The sequence below is a fragment of the Aeromonas sp. Lyrl_2 genome, from assembly GCF_051948815.1.
GTDB lineage: Bacteria > Pseudomonadota > Gammaproteobacteria > Enterobacterales > Aeromonadaceae > Aeromonas > Aeromonas veronii.
In genome coordinates this window covers 1-16,884 of record NZ_JAYJLJ010000005.1, presented here as the reverse complement: position 1 = coordinate 16,884, position 16,884 = coordinate 1, and the positions used below count along the sequence as shown (strand labels likewise).

At 57.5% G+C, this 16,884-nt stretch carries 16 protein-coding genes and 3 tRNA genes; 17 read left to right on the top strand and 2 right to left on the bottom strand.

What is annotated here, in order from left to right:
* Positions 1-22 precede the first annotated feature (22 nt).
* Together VF684_RS05610 and VF684_RS05605 are read right to left on the bottom strand one after the other, a co-directional pair.
* A complete protein-coding gene (locus VF684_RS05610; protein ID WP_139441325.1) occupies positions 23-526 on the bottom strand; it encodes a DUF2062 domain-containing protein in 504 nt (167 codons plus the stop codon).
* A complete protein-coding gene (locus VF684_RS05605) occupies positions 520-1,038 on the bottom strand; it encodes a DUF2062 domain-containing protein (RefSeq protein ID WP_129504253.1) in 519 nt (172 codons plus the stop codon). The genes VF684_RS05610 and VF684_RS05605 overlap by 7 nt, the downstream gene beginning before the upstream one ends.
* Before the next feature lie 27 nt (positions 1,039-1,065).
* Here VF684_RS05605 and VF684_RS05600 point away from each other — a divergent pair, with 27 nt between their 5' ends.
* From VF684_RS05600 to VF684_RS05520, 17 genes are all read left to right on the top strand, one after another.
* Positions 1,066-3,267 carry a DNA internalization-related competence protein ComEC/Rec2 gene (locus tag VF684_RS05600; RefSeq protein ID WP_257725734.1) on the top strand — a complete coding sequence of 734 codons (2,202 nt, stop codon included), beginning with the start codon at positions 1,066-1,068 and terminating at the stop codon, positions 3,265-3,267.
* 104 nt (positions 3,268-3,371) lie between these two features.
* On the top strand, positions 3,372-5,135 hold the full coding sequence (gene msbA / locus VF684_RS05595) for a lipid A ABC transporter ATP-binding protein/permease MsbA (RefSeq protein WP_201912152.1): 1,764 nt from the start codon (positions 3,372-3,374) through the stop codon (positions 5,133-5,135).
* Positions 5,135-6,130, top strand: coding sequence for a tetraacyldisaccharide 4'-kinase (gene lpxK, locus VF684_RS05590; RefSeq protein ID WP_201912150.1), 996 nt, complete (start codon positions 5,135-5,137; stop codon positions 6,128-6,130). Before msbA ends, lpxK begins: the two co-directional genes overlap by 1 nt.
* 123 nt (positions 6,131-6,253) lie before the next feature.
* Positions 6,254-6,442 (top strand): Trm112 family protein, encoded by a 189-nt coding sequence (locus VF684_RS05585; protein ID WP_005347033.1) that lies wholly within the window; start codon positions 6,254-6,256, stop codon positions 6,440-6,442.
* Positions 6,439-7,188: a 3-deoxy-manno-octulosonate cytidylyltransferase gene (gene kdsB, locus VF684_RS05580; RefSeq protein ID WP_005337458.1), complete on the top strand. Its 750-nt coding sequence runs from the start codon at positions 6,439-6,441 to the stop codon at positions 7,186-7,188. Before VF684_RS05585 ends, kdsB begins: the two co-directional genes overlap by 4 nt.
* Before the next feature lie 212 nt (positions 7,189-7,400).
* Complete coding sequence (gene uvrY, locus VF684_RS05575; RefSeq protein ID WP_005337448.1) at positions 7,401-8,045, top strand: UvrY/SirA/GacA family response regulator transcription factor; 645 nt, start codon at positions 7,401-7,403, stop codon at positions 8,043-8,045.
* Positions 8,046-8,156: 111 nt separating this feature from the next.
* Complete coding sequence (uvrC, locus tag VF684_RS05570) at positions 8,157-10,010, top strand: excinuclease ABC subunit UvrC (RefSeq protein ID WP_201912148.1); 1,854 nt, start codon at positions 8,157-8,159, stop codon at positions 10,008-10,010.
* A 199-nt stretch (positions 10,011-10,209) separates the two neighbouring features.
* Positions 10,210-10,764: a CDP-diacylglycerol--glycerol-3-phosphate 3-phosphatidyltransferase gene (gene pgsA / locus VF684_RS05565; protein ID WP_031227442.1), complete on the top strand. Its 555-nt coding sequence runs from the start codon at positions 10,210-10,212 to the stop codon at positions 10,762-10,764.
* Between the two features lie 181 nt (positions 10,765-10,945).
* Positions 10,946-11,021 (top strand) — tRNA-Gly (locus tag VF684_RS05560).
* Between the two features lie 35 nt (positions 11,022-11,056).
* Positions 11,057-11,130: transfer RNA gene (locus VF684_RS05555), tRNA-Cys, on the top strand.
* Between the two features lie 41 nt (positions 11,131-11,171).
* Positions 11,172-11,258, top strand: a tRNA-Leu gene (locus tag VF684_RS05550).
* 350 nt (positions 11,259-11,608) lie between these two features.
* Entirely contained in the window at positions 11,609-12,814 is a 1,206-nt protein-coding gene (locus tag VF684_RS05545) for a tyrosine-type recombinase/integrase (protein ID WP_043128800.1), read from the top strand.
* A 147-nt stretch (positions 12,815-12,961) separates the two neighbouring features.
* Positions 12,962-13,318 carry a hypothetical protein gene (locus VF684_RS05540; RefSeq protein WP_042058838.1) on the top strand — a complete coding sequence of 119 codons (357 nt, stop codon included), beginning with the start codon at positions 12,962-12,964 and terminating at the stop codon, positions 13,316-13,318.
* On the top strand, positions 13,311-13,613 hold the full coding sequence (locus VF684_RS05535; RefSeq protein ID WP_025201450.1) for a YkvA family protein: 303 nt from the start codon (positions 13,311-13,313) through the stop codon (positions 13,611-13,613). The genes VF684_RS05540 and VF684_RS05535 overlap by 8 nt, the downstream gene beginning before the upstream one ends.
* 122 nt (positions 13,614-13,735) lie before the next feature.
* Positions 13,736-14,341 (top strand): hypothetical protein, encoded by a 606-nt coding sequence (locus tag VF684_RS05530; protein ID WP_146612890.1) that lies wholly within the window; start codon positions 13,736-13,738, stop codon positions 14,339-14,341.
* Between the two features lie 62 nt (positions 14,342-14,403).
* Complete coding sequence (locus VF684_RS05525; protein ID WP_213391791.1) at positions 14,404-14,823, top strand: DUF2787 family protein; 420 nt, start codon at positions 14,404-14,406, stop codon at positions 14,821-14,823.
* An 817-nt stretch (positions 14,824-15,640) separates the two neighbouring features.
* Positions 15,641-16,884 (top strand): hypothetical protein (locus tag VF684_RS05520; protein ID WP_440173908.1); only part of this gene is annotated, 1,244 nt, incomplete at its 3' end.

The window sequence follows — 16,884 nt, the reverse complement described above, 5'->3', positions numbered from 1 at the left end:
GCCAAATAAGGGTAAGGGCGGCTCAGTGGTGGCGGGCACCTTGCAACAGTTTGCGCAGTTGCAACAGCAGCGCAGTCAGGGCGCCGCCGCTCAGGGCGGTGAGTACCGCCAGCAGCAGGCTGCCGAGCAGGAAGGGAGGCACCAGAGTGGCCGCCTCCTGCTCCAGCCAGTGCAGGGTCCAGCTGAGGTGGAAAGGCTCCGGTGTCTGGTGCAGTACCAGACAACCGGTGCGATAGGCGTAGAGGTACATGAACGGCAGGGTCAGCGGATTGTTGAACCAGACCGCCAGCAGCGCCAGTGGCAGGTTGAGGCTGAATGCCAGCGCCAGACCGACTGCGATGAGCGAGTGCATCGGGATGGGGAACCAGCAGGCGAAGATCCCGGCCGCCACCGCGCCACTCAGGGCGCGAGTGCCCCCTTGCCAGAGGGCGGGGGCAAGTAGTCGTTCACCAAACAGGGCAAACCACTTCTGCTGGCGCAGGGTATCGGGATCTAGCTTGAAGCGGGCAAACCAGCGACTCAGCATGGGCGGGCCATCTTGCGTTTGTGCCACTGGCGCACCGTGCTGATCCGCCAGAAGGTGCGGATCAGGGTGTAACCGATAAGAGAACTGAGCAGGGCAAGGATCAGCGAGCCCAGCAACAGCGGCGGTGCCACAGTCCCCAGCACCGAGACCAGCCACTCCCAGGTGAACTCAATCTCTATCTGCTGCGCTGAATGTCCCAGCAGCTGGCAACCCACCAGATAGGCACCATAGAGCAGGGGCGGCATGGTAAAGGGGTTGGAGAGCCAGACCAACGCCACCGAGAGCGGCAGATTGACCCGGCACAGGATGGCGCCACCGGCGGCCAGCAGCATCTGGCAGGGGAGCGGCACCCAGGCCATGAAGAGGCCCACCGCAAAAGCCCCGGCGGCTGACCGCCGGTTGAGGTGCCAGAGGTTGGCATCGAGCAGCAGTTTGCCGAACAGCCGCAGGTGCTTGTGTTCTTTCAGGGTTTGCTGATCGGGCATCCAGCGTTTAATGAGTCGTTTGGGCATATTGAAACCTTGCTAAATACTTGCTCCATGGATCTGCGTCTGTTGTCGTTTGCCCTGGGGGCAAGCTCCTCACTGCTCTGGCCATGGTTACCTTCACTCGCATGGGGGGGCCTGTTGCTGTCCCTGCTGATCCCCCTTGCATATTGTCGTGCCTGGCGGTGGCTGTTTCTCCTGCTCGGCATCCTCTGGATGCAGGCCAATCTTGCCTATCGGCTGGCCTGGCTGGAGCGGTTGGGCGATCAGACGAGCCACATGATAACCGCACAGCTGCAAAGTGCAGAGCCCGAGGGGGATAAATTTGTCCGGCTGCTGCTGCGGGTGAGCTCCCTCGACGAGCAACCGGTGACACCTGAGCCCCTGATCCGGGTCAATGCCTATCAGGCATTACCCGCCATGACAGTGGGCAGCCGGATCACCCTGGTGACCTCGTTGAAACCGGCTCACGGTCTGGCCAACGAGGCGGGGCTGGATGGGCGGCGTCTGCTGCTGGGCAAAGGGATCACCGCCACCGGCAATTTGCGCCGGGTGATTGACATTCAACAAGCACCTGTGGGGTGGCGCGAACGCTGGTTGGGGGCCGCGACCGAGAGTTGGCGTCCGCTTGACCATGCCCCCTTGCTGGCGGCGCTCACTTTTGGCGAGCAGAGCGGTATCACGGATGCCCAGTGGGAGCTGTTTCGCGGCAGCGGCCTGACCCATATCATCGCCATCTCAGGGCAACACATCGCGCTGGTGGCGGTGCTCGGGTGGTGGCTGGGCAGGCTGTTTGGTCTGCGCGGCGCCATCATCACCTCCCTGCTGTTTGCCGCCGTCTACAGCGCGTTGGCCGGGTTTGCGGTGGCCACCGAGCGGGCCCTGATCATGGTGTTGGTGTGGAGTGTGCTGCGCTGGAGCCAGCGAGAGTGGCCGGCCTGGCGCATCTGGCTGTGGGCCTTTGTTGTGCTGACCCTCTGGGATCCCTTCGCCCTCTATTCGGCCGGCTTCTGGCTCTCGTTTCTGGCGGTGGCCATCCTGCTGCTGGTGGGATATGTCCACGACAAGCCGGGGCTCTGGCAGATCCAGCTCTGGCTGCTGCTCGGTCTACTGCCGCTGCAGCTGGCGTTGTTCGAGGGGATAGCGCCCCTTGCCATGGTGATCAACCTGTTGGCGGTGCCGCTCTTTTGTATCGCTATCATTCCGCTGGCCCTGATCGGTGTGCTGCTTGCGCCGCTCTCCACCTCGCTCGCCTATGGTCTGTTCTGGCTGACGGATCTGGGGATCGGGTGGGTGCTGACGATCCTGAACTGGCTAGCCGATCAACTGCAACTGTGGTGGCCACTGCCCGGCTGGTGGCTGCCGCTTTGCACCCTGCTGTTGCTGCTCTGGTTCGCCGCGCAGTGGCGCCCGGCACGCTGGCTGTTGCTACCGGGTCTGTGTGCGCTGTTGTTGGCGCTCTGGCCAACACCTGCCCGCTGGCAACTGCGGGTGCTGGATGTGGGGCAGGGGCTGGCGGTGCTGATCAGCAAGGGGGAGCGTGCCATCCTCTATGACACCGGTGATCGCTATCCCGGAGGCTACAACATGGCGGACGCTGTGATCCTGCCCCAGCTGAGTCATCTGGGGATCCGGGTCATCGATCGCCTCATCATCAGCCACAAGGATCGGGACCATGCCGGCAATCGCAAGCGACTGCTCAGCGCCATGCCGGTGCGCTATGAGCTCTCCTCTTACCCTTTCAGTGAGAGAACGACGCTCTGCCAGCGTGGGCAACAGTGGCGTTGGCAGGGGCTCTCGTTTGCAGTGCTCTGGCCCGAGCGCCCCGGTGGCGGGCGCAATAACGATGGCTGCGTGGTGCGTATCAGCGATGGGCAGCGCAGTGTGCTGCTGAGTGCCGATATCGAACGGCAGGCAGAGCTGAGACTGGTGGCACTGGAGGGAGAGGGGTTGGCCAGCACCTTGCTGGTGAGCCCCCATCATGGCAGTCGAACCTCCTCCACGCCCCCGTTTGTCGCGGCGGTGGCGGCAAAGGATGTGATCCACAGCGCCGGTTTTATGAATCAGTGGGGCTTTCCCCGTCCCGATGTAGTGGCCCGCTATCGGGATGCCCGCCAGTGGATCACCGGTCAGCAAGGGGCGATGCTGGTCGAACCCACCGCAGCGGGCTTGAGCGTCACCGCCGAGCGAGATGTGGGGCCCTGGTACCAGCGCAGTGGCGACTGGTGGCGACCGCGAGTGTGGTTTGAGCAATAATCGGCCATTTCTGCCGTGTAGGAATGCGATATAGGTGGCGGCGCTTGGTGTAAGCCTGCGCTTTGGCTAGAATAGCCCGTCATTTCCATTACTAACGGCTATTCATGCAACAAGAAACCTCACAAGAGAGCTGGCCAGTATTCAAACGCCTGCTCGGTTATGTCCGTGATCGCAAGCTGGGCCTGGTCGGTGGCATCATCGGGATGCTGGGCTACGCCGCCGTGGATACCACCTTTGTCTACTCCATCAAGCCGTTGATCGATCAGGGCATCAATGGCAACGACAGCACCGTTTTGAAATGGATGCCCTTCTTCGTCCTCGGCATCGTGGCCCTGCGTGGTGTCGCCAACTTTCTCTCCAACTACTGCATGGCCTGGGTCGGCAACCACGTCGTGATGCGTCTGCAACAGCAGGTGTTCAATCACATGGTGGCGATGCCGATGAGCTTCTTCGACCGTCAGAACACCGGTCATCTGCTCTCCAAGGTGACCTATGACGCCAGCCAGGTCTCCTCGGCGGCAAGCACCACGCTGGTGACCCTGGTACGGGAAGGGGCGACCGTGGTCGGCCTGCTCGGCCTGATGTTCTGGCACTCCTGGCAGCTGTCGGTGATCTTTTTGGTGGTTGGCCCGCTGGTGGGGGTCATCATCGGCCTTATCAGCCGTCGTTTCCGCCAGATCAGCCGTCACATCCAGCAGGCGGTGGGGGATATCACCACCTCCACCGAGCAGATGCTCAAAGGGCACAAAGAGGTGCTGATGTTTGGTGGCCAGAAGGTGGAAGAGAAACGCTTCTTCCAGGTCAGCAACAACATGCGCCAGCAGACTATGAAGATGGTCGCCGCCGATGCCATCGGCAGTCCAGTGGTGCAGATGGTGGCCTCCATCGCGCTGGCGGCCTTCCTCTATGTCGCGACCATTGACAGCGTCAAATCAACCCTGACTGCCGGTACGTTTACCGTCATGATCACCTCCATGATGATGTTGCTCAAGCCGCTGAAAAGCCTGACCGACGTCAACAACCAGTTCCAGCGGGCCATCACCGCCTGCCACAGCCTGTTTGGCCTGCTCGACACCGAGCCGGAGCAGGATACCGGCACCCGCACTCTGGAGCGTGCCCGCGGCGAGATCGAGTTTCGCAACGTCACCTTTACCTACCCGACCAAGGACATCCCGGCGCTGCACAACGTCAGCTTCAAGGTGGAGGCGGGTAAATCGGTGGCGCTGGTGGGGCGTTCCGGCTCTGGCAAGAGTACCATTGCCAGCCTGTTGACCCGCTTCTACGACATCGATCAGGGGGAGATCCTGCTCGACGGCGTCAACATCCGCGAATACAAGTTGAGCGAGCTGCGCAAGCAGTACGCGTTGGTCTCCCAGCATGTCCACCTGTTCAATGACTCGGTGGCCAACAACATCGCCTACGCCGCAGAAGACAAATACAGCCGCGACCAGATCGTGCAGGCCGCCCGTATCGCTCACGCCGACGAGTTCGTCAGCAAGATGAGCAACGGGTATGACACTGTGGTTGGCGAGAACGGTGCATCCCTCTCCGGTGGTCAGCGCCAGCGTGTTGCCATTGCGCGCGCTTTGCTGCGTGATGCGCCGGTTCTGCTGCTGGATGAGGCCACTTCGGCCCTCGATACCGAATCCGAGCGCCACATTCAGGCGGCTATCGACGAGCTTTGCAAGGCCCGTACCTCGCTGGTGATCGCCCACCGTCTCTCCACCATCGAGAAGGCAGACGAGATCTTGGTGATCGACGAAGGCCATATCGTCGAGCGCGGTAACCACGAAGCATTGATGGAGCAGCACGGCACCTATGCACAGCTGCGCGCCATTCAGTTTGGCAATGCAGGAAAAAAGGCCTGATGCTGGAACGGCTCTGGTATCGCAAAAGTGGCTGGCGCTGGTTGCTGGCCCCTTTTGCCCTGTTGTTTGCCATCATCAGCGGCACCCGCCGCTACGCCTATCGTCATGGCTGGCGCAAGGGGTATCGCTCCTCCTTGCCGGTGATCGTGGTGGGCAATATTTCGGTGGGGGGTAACGGCAAGACGCCGGTGGTGGTCTGGCTGGTGGAGCAGTTGCAAGCCCGCGGCTATCGCCCCGGGGTGGTGAGCCGTGGCTATGGTGGCAAGGCGCCCCATTACCCCTATCGGCTGGATGAGACCAGCACCACGGCGCAAGCAGGTGATGAGCCTGTGCTGATTGCCCGGCGCTGCGGTTGTCCGGTGGTGGTTGCCCCGAAACGGGCCGACGCGGTACGACTGCTGGAGCAGAGCGGTGAGGTGGATATCATCATCACCGACGACGGTCTGCAGCACTACGCGCTGGCCCGCGACATCGAGCTGGTGGTGGTGGACGGAGCGCGCCGTTTCGGCAATGCCTGCCTGCTGCCCATGGGGCCGCTGCGCGAGCCGGTCACTCGTCTCAAACGGGTGGACGCCATCATCTGCAACGGCAGCGAGCCGGGCAAGGGGGAGTACCCCATGCAACTGGTCGCCGACACCCCGCGCCGGGTGCGCGACGATGCCCCGCTGGCTGCCCCCTTGTCGGGGCCGGTCGATGCGTTGGCTGGGATCGGTCATCCGCCCCGCTTCTTTGCCACCCTGGAAGGGCTCGGCTATCAGCTGGATCAACAGGCCGCCTACGGCGATCATCACCCCTTCGATCGGGATGAGCTGGTGGGCCGCTTTGCCAGCAAGCCGCTGCTGATGACCGAGAAGGATGCGGTCAAGTGTCGTCCGTTTGCCCTCGATAACTGGTGGTATCTGCCGGTCAGTGCCGAGTTGCCCGCCTCCTTGCTCGATACCCTGCTGCACAAGCTGGGGACAAAGGGGAAGGGCGCGATCAGGGCGCAAGATTAATCTCTCTCGCCTGAATGGGGGAGAAGTGGACCAATAGCGGTCCCGTATGGAATAGCTGGTTGCTCGACATCCATCGCTGGCGTGATGAAGCCGCCAGCGCGACATCGTTGAAGGAGTATCGTTTTGGCTTTGGACATCAAGTTGCTCGACATCATCGCCTGCCCGGTCTGCAAGGGTAAGCTGCATTACAACAAAGCAGTTCATGAACTGGTCTGCCGCTTCGACAAGCTGGCCTATCCGCTGGAAGAGGGGATCCCGGTACTACTGGAGAACCGTGCCCGTCCGCTCAACAGCGATGAGCTGCCGTCATGAGTTTCGTCGTCGTCATTCCTGCCCGCTATGCGTCAACTCGTCTGCCGGGCAAGCCGCTGGCGGATATCCATGGTAAACCCATGGTGCAGCACGTGGTGGAGAAAGCTCTGCAATCAGGTGCCGATCGGGTGATCGTTGCCACCGATGACGAGCGGGTACAGCAGGCACTGCAGAGCACCGGCGTCGAGGTGTGCATGACCTCACCGGATCACCAGTCCGGCACCGAGCGTCTGGCCGAGGTGTGCCGTCACTACGGCTTTGCCGCCGATACCATCATCGTCAATGTGCAGGGGGATGAGCCGCTCATTCCGCCCGCCATCATTCGTCAGGTAGCGGATAATCTGGCCGCCGCCACGGCGCCGATGGCGACCCTGTCGGTGCCGATCCAGGATGCAGAAGAGGCGTTCAATCCGAACGCAGTGAAAGTGGTGACTGACAAGGATGGCTACGCCCTCTACTTCAGCCGCGCCAGCATTCCCTGGGATCGAGATCGTTTTGCCAACAGTCACGAGCAGATTGGCGACCACTACCAGCGCCATATCGGCATCTACGCCTATCGCGCCGGCTTTATCCAGCGTTACGTAGACTGGGCACCGAGCGTGCTGGAGCAGGTCGAGGCACTGGAGCAACTGCGGGTGCTCTGGTACGGGGAGAAGATCCACGTCGCCCAGGCCCTTGAAGCGCCGCCGGTCGGGGTGGATACCCAGGCCGATCTGGAGAAGGTGCGGGCCTTTTTGGCCAAGTGATGGCCACAGCACTAACGTCATGAAAAACGGTGTCGCAAGGCACCGTTTTTTGTTTTGAAAATTTATATAATTATTTGATTTTAAACGCTAAACATGGGTTTTCTCAAACTTTTGGCGTGCATGGTTTGCCAAAGCGACGAGTTTGGTTATGATGCAAGACGCCCTGTTAACCCTAACCGGGCGGCTAAAACGAGATAAAACGGGGTGTTTGGGTGATAAATGTATTCCTGGTCGATGATCATGAGCTGGTGCGTACAGGGATAAGACGCATTCTTGAAGATGTGCGCGGGATCAAGGTGGTGGGTGAGGCACAGAGCGGCGAGACAGCAGTTACGTTCTGTCGCCAACACCATCCGGACGTGATCCTGATGGACATGAACATGCCGGGTATTGGTGGTCTGGAAGCGACCCGCAAAATTCTGCGGATCCGCCCCGATGTGCGCATCATAGTGCTGACCATTCATTCAGAAAATCCGTTCCCCACCAAGGTGATGCAGGCCGGCGCCGCCGGTTACCTGACCAAGGGGGCTGCCCCCGACGAGATGATCCAGGCGATCCGGCTGGTGCACTCCGGTCAGCGCTACATCTCCCCGGAGATTGCCCAGCAGATGGCCCTCAGCCAGTTTGCCTCCGCTGACGAGAACCCCTTCAAGTCCCTCTCCGAGCGCGAGCTGCAGATCATGATGATGATCACCAAGGGGCAGAAGGTGACCGATATCTCCGAGCAGCTCAACCTGAGCCCGAAGACGGTCAACAGCTACCGCTATCGTCTGTTCAGCAAGCTGGGGATCAACGGTGACGTGGAACTGACCCATCTGGCCATTCGCTATGGCATGCTGGATGCCGATACCCTCTAATCGGGTGGCGTGTGGTCAAAAAGGCGGCGCGTGCCGCCTTTTTGCTTTTCTGGCGGTGGGGGCAGTATGCTCTGCCCGTCAATTTTTGCTTTTGTGTGAGCCGAGTAGCTGATGACCCTCTCTCCCGAACCTCTCTTCGACAGCAAGGCGTTTCTGAGCGCCGTCACCCATCAAAGTGGCGTCTACCGAATGTATGACAGCGGTGGCACCGTGATCTACGTGGGCAAGGCCAAGGATCTGAAAAAGCGGCTCGCCTCCTACTTTCGCACCAACGTCGACAGCATCAAGACCCGCACCCTGGTGCGCCAGATCGCCGATATCCAGGTCACCGTCACTCACACCGAGACCGAGGCGCTGATCCTCGAGCACAACCTGATCAAGCAGTACCAGCCCCGTTACAACGTGCTGCTGCGGGACGACAAATCCTACCCCTGGATCATCATCACCGCGCACCAGCATCCACGCATCGGCGTCCATCGCGGTGCCCGCAAGGTGAAGGGGGAGTACTTCGGCCCGTACCCCTCTGGCGGCGCGGTGCGCGAGAGTTTGCATCTGATGCAGAAAATATTTCCGGTGCGTCAGTGCGAAGATGCGGTCTATGCCAACCGCACCCGTCCCTGCCTGCTCTACCAGCTCAAGCGTTGCGCTGGCCCTTGTGTTCCTGGACTGGTGAGCGAAGCCGAATATGCCCAGCAGGTGGAGCTGGCCAAGCTGTTTCTGGCGGGCAAGAACCAGCAGGTGATTGGAGAGCTGGTTGGCAAGATGGAGTCTGCCAGCAGCGATCTGCGCTTTGAAGAGGCGGCCCGCTATCGGGATCAGATCCTGGCGCTGCGTCGGGTCACCGAGCAGCAGTCTGTGAGCGGCAACGTACTGGACGAGCTGGATGTGGTGGGGGTCGCCTTCGAGCAAGGTGCGGCCTGCATTCACGTGCTCTTTATCCGTCAGGGCAAGGTGCTCGGCTCGCGCAGCTACTTCCCGAAAGTGCCGGCTGACACCCCGCTTGACGAGGTGGTGCAATCCTTCCTGCTGCAGTTCTATCTGTCGGGGCAGGGGGGGCGGCAGATCCCGAGCGAGGTGCTGCTCGATGTGGCCCTTGAGGACGAAAGCGTCATCGCCGAGACTCTGAGCCAGACCGCAGGCTACAAGGTGCGGGTGGTGAGCCGAACCCGCGCCGAACGGGCCCGCTTTATCAAGCTTGCCTCCATCAACGCCGAGACGGCGCTGCGATCGCGGCTTGCTCACAAGAGCACCATCACCGCTCGCTACGACCAGCTGGAAGAGCTGCTGGAGCTGGAGCGCCCCATCGCCCGCATGGAGTGTTTCGATATCTCCCACACCATGGGGGAGCGCACGGTGGCCTCTTGCGTGGTGTTCAACCGGGAGGGGCCGCTCTCATCGGAATATCGTCGTTTTAATATCGACGGTATCACTGGTGGTGATGACTACGCAGCGATGGAGCAGGCGCTGGAGCGCCGCTTTGGCAAGCAGCAGGAGCCGGACAAGGTGCCTGATGTGCTGTTTATTGATGGTGGCCTCGGCCAGTTGCGCCGCGCCGAAGAGATCCTGGCCCGTCAGCTGGAGTTTCTCGGCGGCAAATATCCGCTGCTGGTGGGGATTGCCAAGGGTGTCACCCGCAAGGCGGGGTTGGAAACTCTCATCATGGGGGAGAGCCACGAAGAGCTGCATTTACCGGCAGATATGCCCGCTTTGCACCTTATTCAGCATATTCGCGATGAATCTCACCGTTTTGCCATTACCGGCCACCGGGCCAGACGGGCCAAGGCCCGCACCAGCAGCAGTCTGGAGGATATTCCGGGGGTGGGGCCAAAGCGGCGGCAGGCGCTGCTCAAATATCTGGGTGGCCTGCAGGAGGTCAAAAAGGCGAGCGTGGATGAACTGGCCAAGGTACCCGGCATCAGTCAGGAGCTGGCCCAGACCATCCACGATGGTTTGCACAGCGCCTGAGCAGGGTTAGCGGCATGGCAAAATCGCTAACTCCTTGATGCACAAGAGCCGTGACGCGGGGGGGCCGTAAATGCCATAATGGCCATCGCATTTTGAGAAGATTGATGGATTAAAAAGACCAAGACGGGCGCCAGTGCGGTTGCATCGCAAATCGGCTTTGGCGCACTATGTAGCGACGTACAAGAAGTGGCTGAAAATAATGACAAACATACCTAACCTGTTGACGTTTTTCCGGATTTTGCTCATTCCCGTCTTCGTCATCCTGTTCTATCTGCCTTATCAATGGTCCTATCTGGCTGCAGCCATCATCTTTATTCTGGCCGCTGCTACCGACTGGTTTGATGGCTATCTGGCCCGCAAGCTCAATCAGTCCACCGCCTTTGGCGCCTTCCTTGACCCGGTTGCCGACAAGATCATGGTCGCCGCCGCACTGGTGGTCATCGTCGAACACTACAACACCATCTGGGTGACCATCCCTGCCATGACCATGATTGGCCGCGAGATCATCATCTCCGCCCTGCGTGAGTGGATGGCCGAGCTCGGCAAACGCTCCTCGGTGGCGGTCAGCTGGATTGGCAAGTGGAAGACCATGATCCAGATGGTGTCGCTCACCGGTCTTATCTGGCAATACAACGTCTGGATGGTGTGGCTCGCCTATGTGATGCTCTATGTCGCCACCGTGCTCACCTTCTGGTCGATGTTCCAGTACATGAAGGCGGCTTGGGGCGATTTGACCCACCACGCCAACCTGTGAGTCACTTGCGCCGCAAGGTGAGGTTTCCGCTGATTTGAGGCAGGAAACGGCCAAAGGCGCTAAAACTGTTCAAAAAGGGCAAAAAATGCCCGAACGATCAGGTAATTAAATATTTCTGGTTGACTGGGCGAGGAACATCGCTAGAATGCGTCCTCGTAGTCAGGCAGTCAGCCAGACCAATGCGGGAATAGCTCAGTTGGTAGAGCACGACCTTGCCAAGGTCGGGGTCGCGAGTTCGAGTCTCGTTTCCCGCTCCAAATTCAGACAATAGAGAACCAACTCTCTTTTGCATGGCGCGTTAGCAAAGCGGTTATGCAGCGGATTGCAAATCCGTTTAGTCCGGTTCGACTCCGGAACGTGCCTCCATATTGACAAGCCCGCCACGCGAGCTTGATACCGATTGCGGTGCCCGAGTGGTGAAATCGGTAGACACAAGGGATTTAAAATCCCTCGACGTTCGCGTCGTGCCGGTTCGATTCCGGCCTCGGGCACCATTAAAATTGAAGAAAAAAGCCTTACAGATTAAACAGATACGACGCTTCATTGCGTCGTTTTTGTTTCTGCTCCCCAGCGTTTCCCCTCTCTCACTTTTCCTTTCTTGTCCATTTCTTGTCTAAGCGACTTACTACTTCCTGCGACTCGCTGCAAACAATCTGCCCAGTCTTCCAACATAGCCAAGGATGTTTGGTAGGCCACTGCTCCGGGCCTTTCCGGGGTCTGTCTCTGGTGCTGAGACAAGTGCCGCTCACCGTTACCCCTTCCTCTTCACCCCTCCCAAACCCGCATTGAACCCCCTTTGAAACAGATATTAATCCCATGATCCAACCCATCATCGGAGGTATCTATGCAGACCAAATTTCGCTTTACCAATGCAGCCATCAAGGCTTTGCCCGCACAACAACGAGAGGCTGGCGCTACTGAACTGGAGTTCTCCGATACAGAGGTCATTGGCTTAAAACTCTTGTCAGGAAAAAGCCAGGGCAGTAAGCGTTTCCTACTGCGCTATACCCTCCAGGGCAAGAAGCGCAGCATCGCCCTGGGGCGATTCGGTGATATCGATGTGAGCCAAGCCAGGACCATTGCCCGCAAGTACAAGGCGATGCTGGCAGAAGGCATCGACCCGGTAGCAGAGCGGGATAGCTACAAAACTGAGCCCACCCTTTCGGAGTTCTTCTGGCAGACCTTTTTGCCGCACCTCAAGACCATCGGCAAACGGTCGATCAACAGCGACATTCAGCGGTTCAAACACAACATAGAACCACGCTTTGGGGCCATGCGTTACCGGCAACTCAAGGCGATGGATGTCCTGCAGTTGCAATCGGAGATGGTTCACCCTAACAACCCTCAGCAGACGGCCTACGCACCGAGTACTGCCAACCGTGTGCTGGCCCAGTTAAAGACCATGGGCAGCTATGCGGTGCGCTGGGGCATTCTGGACACCAACGAGGCGGCCAAGATCAAGCTGTTGAAGGAGGACAATGCCAGAACGCGCTTCCTATCAATTGAAGAGATGAAACGGGTCATTGAGGTGGCATTGCAGGATCGCAATCAAGCTGCAGGCAGCTTCATCGCGATGCTCTACCTGACGGGGGCAAGAAAATCAGAGGTGTTACTCGCTAAATGGGAACATGTGAACTGGGAGGATAAGACGCTGTTCGTACCCCTGACCAAGAATGGCAAGAGTCGGATCATTTACCTGAGCACATTGGCTATCGATATTCTGGAGAAGCTCCCCAGAATAGCCGGTAATCCCTATGTGTTCGCGAGCCAGCATATTCGATGTCAGGGCAAGCCCATTGGTGAACCCAGATGTGCCTATGAACGGGTGTTGCAGAAAGCGGGTATCGAAGACCGCGATGAGGTTTGCTTCCATACGGCTCGCCACTCTGTCGCCAGTGCCTTGGTCTCTTCCGGGCAATACAGCCTGTATGACGTCAAGGCGCAACTGGCCCACGCCAGTATTCAATCCTCCCAGCGGTATGCAAAGCTGACTTCTGAGCGCAGTCGTAATATCAGCGAAGGTCTATCGTCGTTGATCCAGGCGGAGTGACCGAAAAGGTATTGTTTATAAACAGATATTAATAACCAGACAGCGCTGTCACATCGGCTGTTGGTCCACATTTCACAGTTCCCAGGCCCTTAAGTTCATCTGAGCTTAAGGGCCTTTTTGTTGGAGAGAAACACGATGAAAACTTGTATGGAATGGCCGGAGGATACATTGCTCGCGGCTTACCCGGCACTCCACGCCTCGGTCATGGAGCAAATTATCGAGCCCTTTTCATCAGTAGAGGAGGCGAGGGCATTCTGGGACACGACCGGTTGTAGTCTGGTCATTATCGAGATGACGGACTCGGTGAATGAGTTCCAGGCCATGCCACAGCATACCCAGAATCAGGTGATGTTCGGTTTGCGTTACCCGGAGCAAGAGTTCGCCATATCCGAAGATTGGCGTCTGTTGCTGGCCATTCTCAACGATGAGGGTGCTGGGATTTACCTGCTGATCCACTCAGATGCTCCTCTGATCACCACCCTGGAGGGGATGCACCATGAGTAATCCCAGTCATAGCGACATCATGCGCAAGTTAAAAGAGATCAAGGGGATTAAGGAGCTGCTGGAGAAGGCCGTGCTGTTGTATGTCCTGCTCACGGATGGCGATCTGCCGGTCTGGTGCTATGCGCTCATCATCGGTGCGCTGGCTTATCTGGTAAACCCGTTCGACGTGGTACCAGATCCCATTCCATTTGCCGGTTATCTGGATGATTTATCGGTCATCACCTCGGCATTGGCCGCACTGCCGGTTAAGTCACACCACCGTCAATCCGCGAAAGACCGAATGAGATCACTGTGACAGTGATGGAGTCGGTCCTGTCACGCTATCGGGTTTTCTATGACCCTTTATCTATGACCCATCTACCGATGATCTGGCGATCGCAATCACCGGTTATCTAACGACGTTGTAAGGAAACTATCATGACAAGACCCCGTAAAAACCGCGTTGAAGAGACCCCTAAACCTGCCAGCACCACGCCCGCCGAAGAGAGCCCACTCACATCCGGAGCAAGCGGCTGCGCCGAGCCTCTTTCGCCAGCCCTTGCGGCTGACGCCGACAAGGCCAGGCCTGGACCCGGCGACACCGCAGACTCCGTGCCCGGCGGCCCTGCACCCATACACACCTTGCTCAACCATACCGCCGAGAAACTCAGCACCCGATCAGAAGGGCTGATTTTCTATGCCATCGGTCGTCATGAAGACACTGGCGAGCTGTTCCTGAAAATCACCGGTAATCAGGGTGGGGGTCTGCATAGCAAGGAGTGGATTGCGCTGTCGGTGATTGACGATGTGTTGCGTTCCTTGCCCGCAGACAAGCCGTTTAAATCCAGCGTCATGAAGCGACTGTTTAAAGGGGGCAGCGCCAACAATGCCGGATTCTTATCAGCCATTCTGCGCTCGGACGGACTGAAGTTGATCCAGAAGGCTGACGGCAATCCGATGCTGCATGAACTGGTGCCTGATTACCTTGAGCGCTTGGGTTCGCTAACCAATGAGCTCTGCACCGTAGCACCCACCATCGAATAACCCCTGCATAGTGCTCACCTGTCCAAGGGTGAGCCCCCCTAAACAATCAATCTGAGGTGATTATGACGATCCCATTTGCGGGCGATTTTGCCCTGCCTGTCAGTCAGGCATTGATGAGTATTCTGGATCAGGAACTGGTTAGATCTGGAATGGTGCTGAAGGGAAAATCCAGTCTGGTCTTCAACCTCCGAGACCCGGATTACGGCCCGGTTCGTGGCGGGTTTCATCCGGTAGAAATACGGCTGCTCAAGCGTAAAGACCGGTGGCAATTCGATTACGTGACGGACTTTAGCTATCAGGGGCCGGAGGATATGGCTGAGTTGGTCAAAGAGATCGACTTCAACTTTTTGAGCGAAGATTACTACCTGCTCCGTTACGGCCAGATGGGACCAGCGTCGGCTAAGGAGCTCTATACGATGTGGGAGTCGAACTTCGTCAGTTACTACCAGATGGGAGTGTTCACCGTCTCAGTGGCTGCGTAACCGTCGCACCGGACAGGAGAGGAACAGGAACCAGCGGCGGTTCGGCACTGGCAGTGGTACTGCCGAGGTTGCCTTTCCATGCAGGGCAAGGAGCGATGGGCTAACCCAACTCGAAACCGGTCAGCGGCTCAGCAGGTTAGTCCATCCTTCGGCTGTTTCAGGTGTCTCTCTCAGCCACCATCCCCAAAACAAGTATCCCCCGGCCTGTGGCTGGGAGGCTTGTTTTTTGTCATCGGCGGGGAGGGAGAAAGACAGATATGTGTGTATCCCCAATAGCGTTATTCCACCAAGCCTGATTTACATTAATTATCAGTTAGTTATGTGGTCATCATCTTATGCAACAGGGGTTGGTTGCGCAGTCAGTCCCAAAGCGTCTCTGTCCATTGAACGTCGACAACAAAGAAAGTTCGAGCATCTTCTCATTGTGTGATGGCCGCAAATGTCCATCAGCTCAATGAGGTGATAAGGTAGGACTCCCTCGCATCATGAGTTAGTGTTTGTCACAACCTGAGGTCTGAGCAATCTGGTAGCGACAGCCAGGATGGCAGCGTTGATTGCCACATTAGAGCAACGAGATCGTGCATTGCATTGCATTGCATTGCATTGCATTGCATTGCATTGCATTGCATAAGTATGAAGCGTGTTTGGGGCGCTCATACTATATGGCATCCGCCAACGTAAATACGTGTGGCACTGCTCGGTATCTGGCCACTGGAGACCACAGAATTGCCATAGTCTGTTTCGAACGGATAACAAGAGCGGTCCATAGACTGAGGTTTGCATTGTCCATAAGGCTAAGGGTCATTTGGAGTTGTTGATGGATTGGGAAGACCTGCTGCATAGCCTAAGGGACTTGCTGGCTCAACGTGGCAGCACAGAGTCGGAAAAACATGTTCTGGATCTGTTGAAGGAGCGTACAACCGATAATGAGTTGTACTCGCGTGGTCAGACCCTAGATGATTGGCAACTGGATCAGGCCAAGATTGTGGCCTGCGATATTCTGCGAGACCATCCGGATCTACTAGACATTATTAGAAATCTTGAGCTGAAAAGCCTATGCGATCGTCACAAGGCTGCTCATTTGCCAGCTCACAAAACCCGCAACCGTGAACAACTGCTTCAATCAGTCAACGTCCTGGTGAGCTCCGGAAAGCTAGTTGCCGCAGAAGAGTTGCTTGAAGAAGAACTTGCTGAAAACGAAGATCCTGAGCTTCTAGATCTCTTAGGACGAGTCTACATACTACAGAGCCGTCCAAAGCAGGCGGCGGCTTTGATGCAACAGGCTTTTCTGGCGAAAAGGCAACAGAGCGCCTTTCTTGATCTGTCTCCAGAAGTCGATGTCGTCTCAGAGAGGGATGATGAGACGATCACAGCTACTGATTTGGAATACATTACCGCTGATGCCAGTGTTTTTGTCGGGCTAGACCCCTTCCCCTGTTTGCGGGACGAAGTCTATGAAACGGTTATTTTGCCGGTTCCATTGTCAGTAACTGAGGATACGCGAGTTATTTCTGCCAATGAGCGCGAAACCCTATCCTTAGCTCGTGCATGTAAGCCTGTGGATGTGGCGTCAACGGCGCAGGGGCCCAAGACCTTAGTGAGCCATGCCCCTCACTTCAAAGTAGTCCCGTCACACTCAACACAGGTATCTGTAACGGCGGACGACGTTCTCTGTGAAGCAATCCCTCAACTGCCTCAGACACCTAAGGAAGCAATAATTGATTATCAGTGGCCTTCTGGTTCAGAGAGCTACTACAGCGATAGCCATATTCAAGAGTTGGTTGGTGGTATAGATTTTTGCGATCCACATGAATTCGCCCTCGATTTTGAAGGGTATCAAGTCAATCAGCCTGATAGTTATGAGCCTGAGGATGACTTCTTCGACAATGATGAGATATTGGTCGAGCAGGATGATCTCTATTTTGGTGTAGCTGATGAACTTGACATTCATGATGACCAAAATGACGACGAATTTGCGGCTTATGCCTTTGATCCCGACGACGTGTATGACAGCCAAGGTAGCTTCGATTCTGATACTGAGCTGTTTGATGAAAGACTTAG